This is a genomic window from Allobosea sp. R86505, from assembly GCF_042466375.1.
Lineage (GTDB): Bacteria > Pseudomonadota > Alphaproteobacteria > Rhizobiales > Beijerinckiaceae > Allobosea.
The window spans coordinates 188,465-205,202 of record NZ_JAXHPY010000001.1 but is presented as its reverse complement, the minus strand read 5'-3'; the positions used below and the strand labels follow the sequence as shown (position 1 = coordinate 205,202).

Here is a 16,738-nt window from a genome sequence, read left to right as displayed (position 1 = left end):
CGGCTGTGTGCTGCGGCGCGTTGCGACGTCCGGGAGCCACCTCGGCATGACCTTTCACAACCTCTACAGCCACGGCTTCATCCGCCTCGCCTGTGCGGCGCCGCGGCTGAAGGTGGCGGATCCGGCGTTCAATCTGACGCAGCTACTGCCGCTGCTGCGTCGGGCGGAGGAGGGGGGCGCCTCGGTCGTGCTGTTCCCGGAACTCGGCCTCAGCGCCTATGCAATCGACGATCTGCACATGCAGAGCGCGCTGCTCGATGCGGTGCGCGACGCGCTGGCCGCGCTGGTCGACGAGAGTCGTGGCCTGCGGGCGGTGGCTGTCGTCGGCGCACCTGTGCGGGTCGAGGGGCGGCTCTTCAACTGCGCGATCGCCGTGCATCGCGGCCGCATCCTCGCCGTCGTGCCCAAGACCTATCTGCCGAACTATCGCGAGTTCTACGAGCGCCGTCAGTTCGCCTCCGGTGAGCGCGCCGGCATCACCGCGATCCAGCTCTGCGGCCAGGAGGTTCCTTTCGGCACCGACATCCTGCTGAGCGCCTCCGACGTCCCCGATCTCACCCTGCATATGGAGATCTGCGAGGATGTCTGGATGCCGGTGCCGCCGAGTTCCTTCGCGGCGCTGGCGGGCGCGACGGTGCTGCTCAACCTCTCCGCCTCCAACGTCACCATCGGCAAATCGGACTGGCGGCACACCCTCTGCAAGGCCCATTCGGGCCGCTGCATCGCGGCCTATGCCTATTCCGCTGCCGGCACGGGGGAATCGACCACCGATCTCGCCTGGGACGGGCAGGCGATGATCTACGAGAACGGCGCGCTTCTGGCCGAAGCCGAGCGCTTCGCGGCCGAGCCGCAGTTGATCCTGGCCGATATCGACCTCGAGCGGCTGGCGCTCGACCGCATCCGCATGAACACCTTCGGCGACAATGCCGATGCGCTGCGCGACCGGCTGAATTTCCGCCGCATCACCTTCGCGCTGGAGCCGGACCGCGAGAGCGATCTCGGCCTGCGGCGCGAGGTCGAGCGCTTTCCCTTTGTGCCGAGCGACGATGCCAGGCTGAACGAGCTCTGCTTCGAAGCCTACAACATCCAGTCGCACGGCCTGCGCCAGCGGCTGGCGAGCACCCGCGTCGACAAGATCGTCATCGGCGTCTCCGGCGGGCTCGACTCGACGCAGGCGCTGCTGGTCGCGGCCGACACGATGGATGCGCTCGGGCTGCCGCGCGAGAACATCCTCGCCTACACGCTGCCGGCTTTCGCCACGAGCGCGGGCACCAAGACCAATGCCTGGCGGCTGATGAAGGCGCTCGGCGTCACCGCCGCCGAGATCGACATGACCCCGGCCTGCCGGCAGATGCTGGTCGATATCGGCCACCCCTTCGCCGAGGGCGAGCCCGTCTACGATGTAACTTTCGAAAACGTGCAGGCGGGCGCACGCACCTCGCTGCTGTTCCGCCTCGCCAACAAGAACAACGGCCTCGTGCTCGGCACGGGCGATCTGTCGGAGCTGGCGCTGGGCTGGTGCACCTATGGCGTCGGCGACCAGATGTCCCATTACAACGTCAACGGCTCGGTCTCGAAGACGCTGATCCAGCATCTCATCCGCTGGGTCGCCCGCACCGAGCGCTTCGGGGCGGAAGCGTCAGCGACGCTGGAGGCGATCCTCGCCACCGAGATCTCGCCCGAGTTGGTGCCGGGAGACGGCGAGGGGCCGAGCCAGAAGACCGAGGAGTTCGTCGGTCCCTATGCGCTGCAGGATTTCAACCTGTTCTACACGACGCGCTACGGCTTCAGGCCGAGCAAGATCGCCTTCCTGTCGCACCATGCCTGGGCCGATGCGGCGCGCGGCACCTGGCCGCCGCATATGGAGGCGGCCAAGCAGGTCGCCTACGACCTGCCGACGATCAAGCGCTGGCTGACCGTCTTCGTGCGCCGCTTCTTCGAGACCAGCCAGTTCAAGCGCTCGGCCATGCCCAACGGGCCGAAGGTCTCGTCGGGCGGCTCGCTCTCCCCGCGCGGCGACTGGCGCGCGCCGAGCGACGCCTCGGGGGCGGCGTGGCTGGCGGATCTGGCGCGCATTCCGGATTGAGGGTCGGTCTCAGGAGCGCCCGCCATCCACCGAGAGCACTTGGCCAGTGATCCAGCCGGCCTGCTCGCTCAGGAAAAACAGGCTGGCGGCCGCGATGTCGGCGGGTGTGCCCAGCCTGCGGGTGTGGATGCCCTCGACCAGGCGCTTCTGGCCTTCTGGCCCATAACTCTCCCATTGCCGCTCGGTCGCCGGGTTGGAGCGCACGAACCCCGGCGCCACCGAATTGACGGTGATGCCGTGCGGCCCGAATTCCCAGGCGAGCTGCTTGGTCAGCCCGACCAGCGCATGCTTGGCGGATGAATAGGCCTGAATGCCGGTCAGGCTGGGGCGCAGGCCCGCGCCCGAGGAGATGGTGACGATCCGGCCATGGCCGGAGGCCTTCATCGCGGGCGCCGCCGCCTGCGCCAGGAAGAAGGCGGAATCGACATTGGCCGCAAAGATCACGCGCCAGTCGGCCTCCGAAATCACTTCGATCGGCCGCCCGACCTGACCGCGCACGCCACCTGCCGCATGGACCAGAAGCTCCAGCCGCCCGCTTTGCGCGACGATGTCGGCGACGAGCTTGGCCGCCGCCTCGGCCGAGCCGAGATCGACCGCATGGGGAATGGCGCCGATCGCAGCCGCCGTGGCCGTGACGCCGTCTGCGTCGATATCGGCGAGATGGACGGTCGCGCCGGCCTCGACCAGGGCGGTGGCGATGGCCCGCCCGATGCCCTGGGCGGCGCCCGTGACGAGGGCTACGCGGTCGTCAAAACGGATTTGCATCGGTCGATCAGCACTTTCAGGGTCTCGGGGGATTGCGGCCGCCGGCCGTCCTCGATGTCGTGGATCAGGGTCACCAGCGTCTCGACCGCCGGTGTGGGCACGCCGGCCTCGCGCCCGAGCGCGGCGATGATGCCGATCTGCGGATCGACCTCGGTCTTGCGCTTGCGCACCGCGAGGTCGCGCCAGATGCCGGAATGGGTCTTGGCGGTCTTCGAGGTGTAGTCGGCGAGCCAGGCGACGGTCTCGATCTGCGGATATTCCGGCTGGCCGGGCGCGAAGACCATCGGGTCGAACTCGCCGAAGCCCAGCGTCTTGACGCCGCGCGCGGCTGCCACCGCCGCGACCTCCTGCCCGAGCGCCAGCCAGACCACGAGGCGGTCGGGATCGGCGAAGTTCGCCGACATTGAATCGGGCGTCAGCGCGGTGCCGAACAGCATGGCGCCATAGGAGAGCTTGCCCCAGAGATAGCCCCAGATATTGGTCGTCAGGATCGATTTGGGCTCGAAGACGAGCAGCAGCTTGTGCATCTCGATCGCGCGCGGCGTGATCTGCCCGTCGATCTCGCCGACGACCACCGCGCCGGCATTGCCGTAGAGGATCTCGCCCGGGCCGTGCCAGTCGGCGCCGAAATTGACGAAGCAGCCCATCGTGCGCTGCGCCCCGACGGCGGCTGCGATGGCGATCTCGTTGAGCCCGTTCTGCGCCGAGAGCACATAGCCGTCGGCCGCCAGATGGGGCTTGAGCGCCGCGACCGCCTCGTCGGTCGCGCCGGCCTTCACGGCGAGCACGATGCGCTTGTAGGTCCCGGTCAGCTCGGCCGGCGTCACGGCGGGGATGACCTGGCGAAATTCCTCGATCGGGCCGGTGACCGAGAGCCCCGTCGTCCGGCAGGCCTCGACATGCTCGGGCACGATGTCGACCAGCAGCACGGGAATGCCGGCGCGGGCCCAATAGGCACCGAGCGTGCCGCCGATGGCGCCGGCGCCCCAGATCAGGATAGGTTCGGTGGTCATGAGCGTGCTTCCTAAAGAGTCATCCCGGGCGCAGCGCAGCGGAGACCCGGGATCCATTCCGGAACGCCAACCCCGCAAGGCTCCGGCATGGATCCCGGATCGGCGCTGCTGCGCAGCTTGTCCGGGATGACGCGGAGAGGGTGGGGCAGGGAGCCAGCCATCACGCCGGCCCCGCGATCTCGACATCCGCATGCGTCGCGACATGGACGGTGCCGTCCGGCGTCACCCAGCCGCGATACATGCCCTGCGTGTTGTAGGGCGCGACGATGGTGCCACCTGCGTCGATCGCCACCAGCCCGGCGCCGATCTTGTGGGCCGTGAGCTCGCCGAGCACGGCGCCGCTCGCCTCCTCGAGATCGAGGCCCTTGTAGCCGATCAGCGAAGCCAGCTCATGGCCGACGCAGTAGCGGATGAAATACTCGCCCTTGCCGGTGCCCGACACGGCGCAGCGCCCGTCGCGGGCATAGGTGCCGGCGCCGATGATCGGGGAATCGCCGACGCGGCCGACGGGCTTGTTGGTGTAGCCGCCGGTCGAGGTCGCCGCCGCCAGATGCCCCGCGGCGTCCAGCGCGACCGCGCCGACCGTTCCGTGCTTTTCGGCCTCGCTCGCCTCGCCGGCCGTGCCGACGAGCTCGCGGATCTTCATCGAGGACAGGTTCTTGCGCCGCCGCTCGGTCGAGAAATGCCCGTTCTCAACCGTGTCGAGGCCTTCATGGGCGGCGAAAATGTCGGCGGCCGGGCCGACCAGCAGCAGCGGGTCGCCGCGAAGCATCAGGGCCTTGGCGGCGCTGACGGGATTTCGGATGCGCTTGACCGCCGCGACCGCACCGGCCGCCAGCGTCGAGCCATCCATGATCGATGCATCGAGCTCGTGCTCGCCTTCGGCGTTGAAGGCCGCGCCGTAGCCGGCGTTGAAATGGACCGAATCCTCCATGACGCGCACCGCCGCCTCGACGGCTTCGACCGCCGTCCCGCCCTGGCTGAGGATGGCCCAGCCGGCCCGCAGCGAGGCCGCGAGGTCGGCCCGGGCTTCCGCCCATTCCGCCTCGCTCATTTCGGATTTCGGCAGCGTGCCGCAGCCGCCATGGATGGCGAGGGCGATCGGTTTGGTCATCAGGCGATGGAACCTCGACGCGAACCCCTCCCCCTCGTGGGGAGGAACAGGGGTGGTGGCAAACGACCGGGTGAGCGGCCGCGAGCAGGAGCATGGGATGATGGTTCGGCCTCGCATGCCGGGTGAGAGCGCTACCATGGAGCGCCCCACCCCTGACCCCTCCCCGGATGGGGGAGGGGAACGCGGCTCGCCTCACTTCTTGGCGGGCTTGATGTCCATCGCCAGCGTGTCCTCGTCGACGCGCGGGGCGATCGTCACCTTGTCCTTCTGCATCGCCCAGGCCGAGCCGACCGCGACGATCGGCAGGCGCGGCCGGTCCTTGGCGACGATGGCGTTGGCCTGCGCGAGCAGGTCGTTGCGCTTGGCCTCGTCGAGTTCGACCGACGCATCCTCGATCAGCTTGTCGAGCGCGGGGTTCTTGTAGCCGAGCACGTTGAAGGCGCCGAGCTTCTTGGCCGGGTCGTTGGAGTGGACGACCGAGGACAGCGTGTAGTTCGCCTCGCCGGTCAGCGTGCCCCAGCCCGACATCGCCATCGAGAACTCGGCGCGCGTCCGCGCCGGGAAGAACACGGCTGCCGGCTGGGCGTTGGCGGTGACGTCGAGGCCGATGCGGGCGAGCATCTGCGCCACCGAGGTGCCGACCTGGCGGTCACCCGGCAGGCGGTCGCTGGTGAAGGAGAAGGTGGTCTTGAAGCCGTTGGGGTAGCCGGCCTCCTCGAGCAGCTTCTTGGCGCGGGCGAGGTCGACCTTCAGCGGCGGCAGGCTCTTGTTGAAGCCGGCGATGCTGGAGGTGACGAGTTGGTTCACCGGCGCACCGAGGCCCTCCATCGCGATCTCGACGAGCGCCGGCCGATCGATGGCGAGGTCGATTGCCTCCCGCACGCGCGGGTCCTGCAGCGGGTTCTTCGGCAGCGGCGAGCCGTCCTTGGCGCTGATCTGCGGAGACTTGTCCCGCATGTCGAGTTCCATGTTGAAGACATAGACGGTGTCGATCGTGGCGACAGTGAGCTTCGGGTCGCGCTTCAGCGTCGCGACGTCGGAAGCCGGCGCGCGCACGATGATGTCGACCTGTCCGGCCTTGAGCTGGGCGACGCGGGCGGCGTCGTTGGGCAGTTCCTTGCGCACGACGCGCGCCCAGGGCTCCTTCGGGCCCCAGTAGCCGTCGAAGCGCTCCAGCACGAGCTGGTCCTTCGGCGTCCAGGAGACGAATTTGTACGGGCCGGTGCCGATCGCGGCCTTGCCGGAGTTGAAGGTCTCGTTGGCATTGTCCTTGGTCAGGCCGGCGGCGGCCTTGGCCGAGACGATGAACAGGCGGATGAAGTCGTTGGGCAGGTTCGGCGCCGGTCCGTCGGTGACGATATGCACCGTCAGAGGGTCGATGATCTTCACCTCCTTGACGCGGCGCACATAGATCGTCGTCGGGTTCGGGCCGGCGACGACCGGGATGCGCTCGATCGAGAATTTGACGTCCTGCGCCGTGAAGTCCGAGCCGTCATGGAACTTGACGCCGGAGCGCAGCTTGAACTCCCAGGTATCGGGCGCGATCGCCTTCCAGCTGGTGGCGAGCCGCGGCTCGATCTGCAGCTTGTCGCCCGACCAGGTCAGCGTGTCGAAGACATGCTTCAGCGCTTCCGCATGGGTGCCGGTCGCGGTGAAATGCGGGTCGATCGAATCCGGCCCGGCGCGCACGCCGATGGTGAGGTTCTGGGCGAGCGCGGCCGTCGAGACGGACGCCCCCAGCAGGAGGGCCAGAGCGGTGACGCGGGCGATGTGGATGTTCATGATGCGGTTCCCTCTTTTTCAAGATCGTGGGGCCAGGTCGGTGAGGCGATCACCAGCTTGTCCATGAGTTCGCAGAGCTGGCGCTGCTCGGCGTCGGTGAGAGCGGACAGCATCGCTGTCTGCTGCTGGATCATCAGCGGCATCGTTTCCTCGAAGATCGCGCGGCCGGGCGCGGTCAGGTAGAGGACGAAGCTGCGCAGGTCCTCCGGATCGGTCTCCCGCCGCAGCAGGCGCCGCTGCAGCAGCCGCTGGATCGAGCGGCTGAGCGTGTTTTTCGGCAGGCCCGAGGAGGCGACGATGTTCTTGGCGGCCACCCCGTCACGCAGGCCCACCGCATAGAGCGCGACGAATTCGGGCCGCACAAGTCCGTAGCGCGTCTCGATCCAGCGATAGACCGGATCGTTGAAGCGGAAGGCGATGAAATTCAGGCGGAAGGACAGCCAGCAGGGGTTGTCCCACAGCTTGGTGACGGTCAGCGGGTCGAGCTCTGTCAGCGCCTTCTCACGCGAGGCGCCGACACGCGAAACCGCCGTTGGCGCCCGACGCATCTCCAAGGTCCTCCCCGTCCCCTGATAGTTCCAAATGGAACTTGACGCTGTCGGGCGCGAGAGTCAAGGATGCAGGGAAGCGAGGATGATGGAGCCGCGTCGCGCGGGCAATCCGATTCTGCTGCGCCCATCGAGTACTACCTCCTAGCAAGGATCAGGCCGTGCGTGTCGCCGAGATGAACTGGATGCAGATCGACGAGCAGGCGAAGCGCGATGACCGCTGCGTCCTGCCGCTGGGCTGCGTCGAGCAGCACGCCTTCCTCAGCCTGGCGACAGATGCGATCCTCGCCGAGAAGGTCGCCCATGACGCGGCAGAGCCGCTCGACATCCCGGTTTTTCCCGTGCTGGCCTATGGCATGACCCCGGCCTTCGCCGCCTATCCGGGCACGGTCTCGCTGCGCATGAGCACCTATGTCGCCGTGATGGAGGATCTGCTCGAGGCATTCTATCGCTCGGGCTTCCGCCGCATCGTGCTGGTCAACGGCCATGGTGGCAATTCGCCGGTGATGACGCTGGCGACCGAATGGATGGGCAAGCGCACCGATGCCAGTGTGAGGCTGCACAACTGGTGGGCAGGCCCGCGCTTCCAGGAGGCGGTCAAGGCGGTCGACCCTGCAGCATCGCATGCGTCCTGGATGGAGAATTTTCCCTGGACCCGGCTCGAAGGCGTGGCCATGCCCGATGCGCTCAAGCCGCCCTTCAACGCAGCCCTCTATCAGGCCGCCAATCCGGCGCGGAGGCGCGAGATCCTCGGCGACGGCAATTTCCACGGCCGCTACCAGCGCTCCGACAACGAGATGCTCAGCCTCTGGCAGGTCGGCGTCGAGGAAACGCGCGCCGCGATGATGGAGAACTGGCCGTGAGGGTTACCTTCGCCTTGCCGCCGGTCGGCGCGACCTGCCCTCTCCCCCCTGGTGGGGGAGAGTTGGAGAGGGGGGGCGTTCCGCTTGGTGAAGGGCATGAGAACCGGGCGACGGGGCTACGATGGATTACATGCGCGAATGGCGCGCCTGCCGTTGCGCCCCCCACCCCTAACCCCTCCCCACAAGGGGGAGGGGGATTAGCAGTGCGCCCATGCTAGGCCACATCCTCGGCCGGCTGGGGCAGGCGCTGGTCGTCATGCTCGTGATGTCGGCGCTCGTCTTCATCGGCGTCTACGCCATCGGCAACCCGATCGACGTGCTGATCGGGCCCGATGTCAGCCAGGACATCCGGCTCGACACCATCGCGCGCTACGGCCTCGATCAGCCGCTCTACGTTCAGTACTTCACCTTCCTCGGCCGCATCCTGCAGGGCGATTTCGGCCGCTCCTTCGTCTTCGGCATGCCGGTGCTGGACCTCATTCTGTCGCGCCTGCCGGCGACACTGGAACTGACGCTGGCGGCGGTCTGCGGCGCGGCTCTCATCGGCATTCCGGCCGGCATTTATGCCGGCTACAAGCCGGATGGCTTTGCCGCCAAGGCGATCATGACGATCTCGATCCTCGGCTTCTCGGTGCCGACCTTCTGGATCGGCCTCGTCTTGATCATCGCCTTCGCCGTCGAACTGCAATGGCTGCCGGCCGGCGGGCGTGGCGCGACCCTGCCGCTCTTCGGCGTCGAATGGAGCTTCCTCACCGCCAACGGCCTGAGCCATCTTTTGCTGCCGGCATGCAATCTCGCCTTCTTCAAGCTCGCTTTGATGACGCGGCTGGCCCGCGCCGGCACCCGCGAGGCGATGCTGTCGGACACGGTGAAGTTCGCCCGCGCCGCCGGCCTCTCCGAATGGACCGTGCTGCGCCGGCATGTGCTGCGGCTGATCGCGATCCCGCTGGTCACCGTCTTCGGGCTCGAATTCGCCTCGACGCTGGCGTTTGCCGTCGTCACCGAGACGATCTTCTCCTGGCCCGGCATCGGCAAGCTGATCATCGACTCGATCACCTCGCTCGACCGGCCGGTGATGGTGGCCTATCTGATGCTCGTCTCCTTCGTCTTCATCATGATCAACTTCCTCGTCGATCTCGCCTATGTCGGGCTCGATCCGCGGCTGCGCCGGGCGGGCTCGCGATGAAACAGCCCGTTCCAGCCCGGGAGATCTCTCCGGTCGCGCGCTTCTGGGCCGAGTTCCAGGAGAGCAGGGTCGCGGTCGTGGCGCTCGGCGTCGTCGTGCTGATGCTCGGTGTCGCGATCTTCGCGCCGCTGGTCGCGCCGCAGAACCCCTATGACCTCGCCAATCTCGTCCTGATGGATGCTCGCCGCCCGCCCGGTTTCGTCGGCTCGGCCGGCTACACCCATATCCTCGGCACGGACGCGCAGGGCCGGGACCTGTTCTCGGCGATCCTCTATGGCTTGCGCATTTCGCTGCAGATGGGGCTGATCGCCGGTTCGCTGGCCTTCACCCTCGGCGTGACGCTGGGCGTCGGCGCGGCCTATCTCGGCGGCCGCTGGGAAGCCTTCATCATGCGCGTCGTCGATCTCCAGCTCGCCTTCCCGGCGATCCTGCTGGCGCTCGTGCTCTCGGCCCTGCTCGGCCAGGGCAAGATGCAGCTGATCGCGGCGCTGGCGGCCGCGCAATACGCCTATTTCGCCCGCACTGCCCATGGCGCGGCCTCCGCCGAGCGCGGCAAGGATTATGTCGAGGCGGTGCTTTCGACGCCGCTGCCGGCCTGGCGCGTTGTGGTCAAGCACATCTTCCCCAACTGCCTGCCGCCGCTGATCGTGGTCGCGACCGTGCAGGTGGCGAGCGCGATTGCGCTGGAGGCGACGCTCTCCTTCCTCGGCGTCGGCCTGCCCGTGACCGAGCCCTCGCTCGGCATGCTGATCTCCAACGGCTTCCAGTACATGCTGTCTGGCCGCTACTGGATCTCGATCTACCCCGGCATCGCCCTGATCGTGCTGATCGTCGCCATCAACCTCGTCGGCGACCGCATTCGTGACCAGGTCAATCCGAGGCTGAAGCGATGATGGCGCCTTGTTCGGAAAGGCTTTCGAACCGCGCGCTAACCCCTCCCCCTTGTGGGGAGGGGCAGGGGTGGGGGTCGGCCCGCTCGGTGAGCGCTCACCAGGCGGCGCGACCCCCATCCCCATACCCTTCCCCACAAGGGGGAAGGGAGGAGCGTCACGATCGGCGAAAGACTTCGTGATGACCGACACCCCGCTCCTCGAAGTCAGCGACCTCGCCACCTTCTTCCACGCCCGCGCCGGGGTGGTGAAGGCGGTCGACGGCGTTTCCTTCAGCCTGAAGCGCGGCGAGGTCATGGGCCTCGTCGGCGAATCCGGCTCGGGCAAGAGCATCGCCGGCTTCTCGATCATCGGCCTGCTCGATCCGCCGGGCCGCATCGAGCGCGGCTCGGTGAAGCTGGAAGGCCGCGAACTCGTCGGCCTGCCGGCGGACGAGCTGCGCGCCATTCGCGGCAAGGCGATCTCGATGGTCTTCCAGGACCCGATGATGACGCTGAACCCGATGCTGACCATCGGCGACCAGATCGGCCTGGCACTCGAAGCGCATCAGAGCGTCTCAGGCGCTGAGCGCCGCCGGCGCGCCATCGCGGCGCTCGCCCAGGTCCGCATCCCCGAGCCCGAGACCAAGGTCGATTTCTACCCGCACCAGTTTTCCGGGGGCATGCGCCAGCGCGTCGCCATCGCGATCGCGCTGCTGCACCGGCCGCGGCTGATCATCTGCGACGAGCCGACGACCGCGCTCGACGTTTCGATCCAGGCCGAAATCCTGGCCGAGATGAAGGAGCTGGTTGCCGAACTCGGCACCGCCCTGATCTGGATCAGCCACGACCTCGCCACCGTCGCTTCGATCGCCGACCATGTCTGCGTCATGCGCTACGGCAAGATCGTCGAGGCCGGCCCCGTGCTGCAGGTTCTGACCCGGCCGCAGCATCCCTACACCCAGGGCCTGCTCGACTCGCTGCCTTCCCGGGCCAAGCCCGGCGCGATGCTGGCGCGGGGCGCCGGCACGGATGCCGCCCCGCCGCCGCGCCTGCCGCGCCAGGCGGAATCGGGCCATCGCCGCGTCGATCTGCCCTATGTGGTCATCGAGACGGTCGGCAAACGCTTCCAGCGCAAATCGGGCGTGCTGCGCCTGCTCGCGCAGAAGGCCGGCCTCGTCGGCCCCCTCCCGGCAGTACAGGCGGTGGACACCGTCACGCTGTCGATCGCGCGCGGCGAGGCGCTCGGCCTCGTCGGCGAATCCGGCAGCGGCAAGTCGACGCTCGGCCGCATCGTCGCGGGCATCTATGCACCCGACAGCGGTCATGTTCTGCTCGACGGCGAGCCGGTGATGAGCCCGGGCGATCGTCCGCACAAGATCACCACCCGCATCCAGACGATCTTCCAGGACCCCTTCGCTTCGCTCAATCCGCGCATGCGCATCGGCGACAGCATTGCCGAGGGCCCGCTCGCCCATGGCCTCGTTGGCCGCGCTGAGGCCGCAACCTATGTCGCGCAATGGCTCGCCGCCGTCGGGCTCGATCCTGCTTTTGCCGGCCGCTACCCGCACCAGTTCTCCGGCGGCCAGCGCCAGCGCGTCGCCATCGCCCGCGCGCTTTCCATGCAGCCCGATGTTGTCGTCTGCGACGAGCCGGTCGCCTCGCTCGACGTCTCGATCCAGGCGCAGATCATCAACCTGCTGCTGCGGCTGCGGCAGGAGCTCGGCCTGACGCTGCTCTTCATCTCCCACGATCTCTCGGTCGTCCGCCATCTCTGCGACCGCGTCGCGATCATGCATCGCGGCAAGATCGTCGAGAGCGGTCCGGCCGGCGAGGTCTACGACAACCCGCGCGATGCCTACACCAAGCGCCTCCTGGCGGCGGTGCCCGTGCTGCCGGTGGCGTGACCCAGTGCGTCCGTGAACCTTTGCGTCATTGCGAGCGGAGCGAAGCAATCCAGAGCCGCGCGCCCGACGATCCCCTGGATTGCTTCGCTGCGCTCGCAATGACGGCGAGGCTGCAAAGGAGACCACTATGTCCGAACCCGAACTCCTCCCCTGGCAGTGGCCGGAAGAGACCTGGCGCGCCAAGGTCGATCGCGTGCGCGCCGGCCGCAACCTGAAGCCGGCGAAATGGAAGAACGGAGCGCGCTGCGCGGTCGCGCTCTCCTTCGACGTCGACCATGAGACCAATGAACTGCGGGACGGCGGCAAGTCGGTCGGGCGGCTGTCCTGGGGCCAGTACGGCAACCGCGTCGGCATGCCCCGCATCCTCGATCTCATGAAGAAGGAGGATATCCAGGCGACCTTCTTCGTCCCGGCGGTCACTGCGCTGCTTTACCCGGACGAGCAGCGCCGCGTGATCGCGGAGGGCCACGAGATCGGCCTCCATGGCTGGATTCATGAGGTCAACACCGCCGTGCCGCCCGATGCCGAGCGCGAATTGCATCTGCGTTCCGCCGACACGCTGGAGAAGATCACCGGCGTCCGCCCGGTCGGCATGCGCACCCCCTCATGGGATTTCTCCGAGGTGACGCTCTCGATCGAGCGCGAGCTCGGCCTGCTCTACAATTCCTCGCTCTTCGCCGACGACGACCCCTATGAGATCGTCGAGAAGGGCGAGCCGACCGGCATGGTCGAATTGCCGGTCGAGTGGATCCGCGACGATGCTGTCTATTTCAACATGAATCGCTTTCAGGCGCTGCGGCCCTATACGGCGCCGGAAGCCGTGTTCGACATCTTCCGCCGCGAGTTCGACCGCGCCTATGAGGAGGGCGGGCTGTTCCTGTTGACCATGCACCCGCATGTCATCACCTACCGCTCGCGCATCTGGATCCTCGAAAAGCTGATCTCCCACATCAAGGAAATGCCCGACGTCTGGTTCGCCAGCCATGCCGAGATCGCGGCCTTCGTGAAGGAGCAGGCCGGAATCTAAAGGAGGTGCCGCCCGATTCCTGCGGAACCGAGCCCAATTTCCGCCGTTTTTAGTTCAGGACGGGTTCAGCGCATCCGGCGCGTTCTCGCTTTCAGACGAAAACGGAAACGGATTTCATGACGCGCACCAAGAACTGGCTTCTGGTCGGCACCATTCTCCCCGCCATCGCCCTGTCGCAGGCGGGGGGAAGGGTGGCCGCCGCCGCTCCCGACCGCTTCCCACAACTCGCCCAGGCGCCGCCCCAGTCCGACGACCAGCCGGGCCAGCCGCGGCGCGAGCGTGCGCCGGGCGTCCCGCGAGCGCCGGGTGGTCCTGCGGCTCCCGGAGCGGAGCGCCCCGCCGCACCGCGACCGCCGGGCGCGCCCCCGGCCATCCAGCGGCCGAGCGCCCCGCAGGCGCCCACTGCTGCCCCGCCCGCGGCCCCCCGCGCCCCGGCCCCGACGGAGGCTGCGCCGCCGCGTGCGGAGCCCGAGCCACGCCGCGACCCGCCGATGCCGCGCCCGGCGCCCCAGATCACCGCGCCGCCGTCTGGCCAGCAGCCCGCCCGCACGGTCCCCGTGCCGCCCGTAGATGGCGAGCCGGCTGTCCGGCCGACGCCGCCGCGTCCGCCTGCCGCCGCGCCCGAGCGTCGGACCCCGGCGGAGCGATCGTCTCCCGCAGAGCGCCGGGGCCCCGCTGCCGCGCCCGCCGCCCCGCCAACTCCACAGCCTGCCCCGCAGAACCGCACCGCTCCGGCCCCGGCGGCGCCTTCGGTCGCGCCGACCGCCCCGACGCCGCCTGCCGCGCCCACCGCGCCGCAGAGCCGCACGGCCCCGCCCGCGCCGACCCAGCCTCCGGCACCCCAAGCGGCTCCCGTTACACCGCCCCCGGCCACTCCGGCCCCCGCGCTGCGTGACGGCCAGACCCAGGCCACCCCGCCCGCGGGGCCCGGCGGCGTGCCGGGTCAGGCCACCGACCCACGCCAGGGGCGCCGCAGTGGCAGCGGCCTCGGCGGCGCGGCTGCGATCGGCCTCGGCGCCGGTGTCCTCGGCGGCATCATGGCGACGCAAGGAGCGCAGCGGCTGGAGGACGTGCGCGGTCGCCGCGAGGAGCGGCGGGAGGGTGACGTCACCATCATCCGCGAGCCGGGCCGCACGATCATCCGCGACGACGACCGCACCATCATCCGCCGCGACGAGACGCAGCGCTTCCGCGATCTCGGGCTGGAAGGGCGCACCGAGCGGCGCGGCGACGAGAACCGCACCGTCTTCGAGCGGCCCGATGGCAGCCGCATCGTCACCATCACCGATGAAAACGGCCGCCTGCTGCGGCGTGCCCGGCTCGACCGCGAGGGCAGGGAGGTCGTGATCATCGACAATACCCGCCGCGACCGGCCGCGCGACCGTTTCTCGGACGAGATCGTCGTGCTGGAGCGCCCGACACTGCGCATCCCGCGCGAGCGTTACGTCGTCGAAGCCGAGCAGGCCGATGAAGGCCTGATCTACGACACCATCGTCGCCCCGCCGCTCGGGCCGATTCCGCGTCGCTATACCCTCGACGAGGTCCGCTATTCGCCCGATCTGCGGGCGCAGATGCGCAGCGTCGACATCGACACCGTGACCTTCGCCACCGCCTCCTGGGACATCGCACCCGGTCAGGCGCAGCGCCTCGCGGTCATCGCCGATTCGATCCGCCGTGCGCTGAAAGCCTCGCCCAACGAGGTCTTCCTGGTCGAGGGCCACACCGATGCCGTCGGCCCCGATATCGACAATCTGTCGCTGTCGGATCGTCGCGCCCAGTCGGTCGCGGAAATCCTGACCCGCGATTTCGGTGTGCCGCCCGAGAACCTGACGACGCAGGGCTATGGCGAGCAGTATCTCAAGGTCGCGACCCAGGAGGCCGAGCGCCTGAACCGTCGCGTCACGCTGCGGCGGATCACCCCGCTGCTGGCGGGGCAGGGCGGCTGACCGGACCAGCCCTCACCCTCGATACGGAAGGCCGCCGCGAGGCGGCCTTCCTGTTCGGTCGGGCCGTGCATTCGCGCAGTCGCGTTCACGAAGGCTCAACGTCCCGCGCCTATCACCGAAGCGAGGGAGGATCCCCGATGAGCGACTCCATGGCCATTGCGCAGAGCTTTGCCGCCCTGCAGGCGGCCTCAACGCAGCTGGCGCTGCAAACCGAGATGCTGCGCCAGCAGACGCAGAGCGACCAGGCCATCGTCGCCCTGCTCCAGCAGAGCAGCGAGCCGTTGCAGGCGGCTCTTCCTGCGGGCCAAGGCGAGGTCGTCGACATCAGCGCCTGAAGACGCGCTCTCCCACGTGAGCTTCGATTTCGCTGGGAGGACCAGTTCAACCTGGGCTCCATCTCGATCAGGCGAGCGCCCATCACGACGAAACCCGGCCCAAAGACGCCCACAAGGTCGCGCATTTCTGCGCGATGTGCGGGCCGAAATTCTGCTCGATGAAGATCAAGCAGGATCAGCGGGCGGAAGTTCAGGCGATGGACGAGGCGCAGCGCGCGGCGTTCGACCGGGCGGCCGGCATGCCCGGCACGGCGCAGGAGTTCCGCGACCGCGGCGCCAGCCTCTATCTCCCGGCAGAGTAAGATCCACGGCCCCAAGCCGGCCCGCCTGAGGGAAGGGGTCCCTCGACGCCCCCTTCCGGAACGGCCGCGAATCCCGCACAATCGCAGGCGATGCGGCTCTCCCTCTTCAAGCGCAAGCCCGATCCCGAACGGATCGAGGTCTCCCATGCCGGGGTGCTCTATCCCGTGCAGATCAAGCGGCGGGCGAGTGCGCGGCGGATGACGCTGCGCGTCTCGCAGGCCAGCGGCGAGATCACGCTGACGCTGCCGGAGCGGGCCGATTTCGCCGCGGGCCGGCTCTTCGCGGAGAACCATGGCGGCTGGATCGCGGCCCGCCTCGCCAAGCGCCCCCAGCTTATTCCCTTCGAGCCCGGCCGGACGATACCGTTCCGCGGCACGCCCCATCGCATCGTCCACTGGACCAAGGCGCGCGGGCTGACCCGCGCCACCAGGGACCAGGACGGCGCGCCGATCCTCGCGGTCGCCGGCGAGAGCGCCCATGTGCCGCGCCGGATCAAGGATTTCCTGCGCCGCGCCGCGCTGGCGGATCTCGAGGCGGCGGTCGCCCGGCACACGGCCGCGCTCGGCATCCCCGCCCGCAAGATCACGATCCGCGACACCACCAGCCGCTGGGGCTCCTGCTCCTCGCAGGGACATCTCAACTTTTCCTGGCGGCTGATCCTGGCCCCGCCTCTGGTGCTGGACTATCTCGCCGCCCATGAGGTCGCCCATCTCAAGGAGATGAACCATTCGCATCGGTTTTGGGCACTGACGCACAGGCTCTGCCCGGCCACCGAAGAGGCGGAGGCCTGGCTCAAGCGCCATGGCGCGGGGCTGCATGCCTATGGGTAGTCTCGACAGCCCTTGGCGCGAAGCATAGAGGAATTGCCTTAATCCTCGGGCCAACCCGTCATCCTGGACAAGCGGCGAAGCCCCGCAGATCCGGGATCCATCCTAGGGTCACGACGGCGCCCCATGATGGATCCCGGCGCTCCGCTTCGCTTCGGCCAGGATGAC

Annotated in this window: 15 protein-coding genes; 10 read left to right on the top strand and 5 right to left on the bottom strand. The window is 68.5% G+C overall.

Features of this window, described 5'->3' with window-relative positions:
- Positions 1-46: 46 nt before the first annotated feature.
- The gene (locus SJY11_RS00935) at positions 47-2,086 is read left to right on the top strand and encodes an NAD(+) synthase (protein WP_376984596.1); all 2,040 of its coding nucleotides are present in this window, start codon (positions 47-49) and stop codon (positions 2,084-2,086) included.
- A gap of 9 nt (positions 2,087-2,095) precedes the next feature.
- Here SJY11_RS00935 and SJY11_RS00930 read toward each other — a convergent pair whose 3' ends face one another.
- The 5 genes from SJY11_RS00930 to SJY11_RS00910 all read right to left on the bottom strand — a co-directional run bounded on the left by SJY11_RS00930 (position 2,096) and on the right by SJY11_RS00910 (position 7,308).
- Positions 2,096-2,851: an SDR family NAD(P)-dependent oxidoreductase gene (locus SJY11_RS00930; RefSeq protein ID WP_376984594.1), complete on the bottom strand. Its 756-nt coding sequence runs from the start codon at positions 2,849-2,851 to the stop codon at positions 2,096-2,098.
- On the bottom strand, positions 2,824-3,864 hold the full coding sequence (locus SJY11_RS00925; protein ID WP_376984592.1) for a ketopantoate reductase family protein: 1,041 nt from the start codon (positions 3,862-3,864) through the stop codon (positions 2,824-2,826). The genes SJY11_RS00930 and SJY11_RS00925 overlap by 28 nt, the downstream gene beginning before the upstream one ends.
- Positions 3,865-4,024: 160 nt before the next feature.
- Positions 4,025-4,978 (bottom strand): isoaspartyl peptidase/L-asparaginase family protein, encoded by a 954-nt coding sequence (locus SJY11_RS00920; protein ID WP_376984591.1) that lies wholly within the window; start codon positions 4,976-4,978, stop codon positions 4,025-4,027.
- Positions 4,979-5,170: 192 nt separating this feature from the next.
- The gene (locus SJY11_RS00915) at positions 5,171-6,760 is read right to left on the bottom strand and encodes an ABC transporter substrate-binding protein (protein WP_376984589.1); all 1,590 of its coding nucleotides are present in this window, start codon (positions 6,758-6,760) and stop codon (positions 5,171-5,173) included.
- Positions 6,757-7,308: a MarR family winged helix-turn-helix transcriptional regulator gene (locus SJY11_RS00910; protein WP_376984587.1), complete on the bottom strand. Its 552-nt coding sequence runs from the start codon at positions 7,306-7,308 to the stop codon at positions 6,757-6,759. Before SJY11_RS00910 ends, SJY11_RS00915 begins: the two co-directional genes overlap by 4 nt.
- A 161-nt stretch (positions 7,309-7,469) precedes the next feature.
- Here SJY11_RS00910 and SJY11_RS00905 point away from each other — a divergent pair, with 161 nt between their 5' ends.
- The 9 genes from SJY11_RS00905 (at position 7,470) to SJY11_RS00865 (ending at position 16,573) form a co-directional block, all read left to right on the top strand.
- Positions 7,470-8,171, top strand: coding sequence for a creatininase family protein (locus SJY11_RS00905; RefSeq protein WP_376984585.1), 702 nt, complete (start codon positions 7,470-7,472; stop codon positions 8,169-8,171).
- Positions 8,172-8,382: 211 nt separating this feature from the next.
- Entirely contained in the window at positions 8,383-9,357 is a 975-nt protein-coding gene (locus SJY11_RS00900) for an ABC transporter permease (protein WP_326906222.1), read from the top strand.
- Positions 9,354-10,250, top strand: a complete 897-nt coding sequence (locus tag SJY11_RS00895; protein ID WP_376984583.1) for an ABC transporter permease — start codon at positions 9,354-9,356, stop codon at positions 10,248-10,250. The genes SJY11_RS00900 and SJY11_RS00895 overlap by 4 nt, the downstream gene beginning before the upstream one ends.
- Positions 10,251-10,428: 178 nt before the next feature.
- On the top strand, positions 10,429-12,132 hold the full coding sequence (locus SJY11_RS00890; protein ID WP_376984581.1) for a dipeptide ABC transporter ATP-binding protein: 1,704 nt from the start codon (positions 10,429-10,431) through the stop codon (positions 12,130-12,132).
- Between the two features lie 127 nt (positions 12,133-12,259).
- Positions 12,260-13,159 (top strand): polysaccharide deacetylase family protein, encoded by a 900-nt coding sequence (locus tag SJY11_RS00885; protein WP_376984579.1) that lies wholly within the window; start codon positions 12,260-12,262, stop codon positions 13,157-13,159.
- Between the two features lie 116 nt (positions 13,160-13,275).
- Positions 13,276-15,105, top strand: coding sequence for an OmpA family protein (locus tag SJY11_RS00880; protein ID WP_376984577.1), 1,830 nt, complete (start codon positions 13,276-13,278; stop codon positions 15,103-15,105).
- Between the two features lie 149 nt (positions 15,106-15,254).
- Positions 15,255-15,440: a hypothetical protein gene (locus tag SJY11_RS00875; RefSeq protein ID WP_376984575.1), complete on the top strand. Its 186-nt coding sequence runs from the start codon at positions 15,255-15,257 to the stop codon at positions 15,438-15,440.
- Between the two features lie 158 nt (positions 15,441-15,598).
- Complete coding sequence (locus SJY11_RS00870; RefSeq protein WP_376984574.1) at positions 15,599-15,742, top strand: hypothetical protein; 144 nt, start codon at positions 15,599-15,601, stop codon at positions 15,740-15,742.
- 90 nt (positions 15,743-15,832) lie between these two features.
- Positions 15,833-16,573 (top strand): M48 family metallopeptidase, encoded by a 741-nt coding sequence (locus SJY11_RS00865; protein WP_376984571.1) that lies wholly within the window; start codon positions 15,833-15,835, stop codon positions 16,571-16,573.
- Positions 16,574-16,738 lie beyond the last annotated feature (165 nt).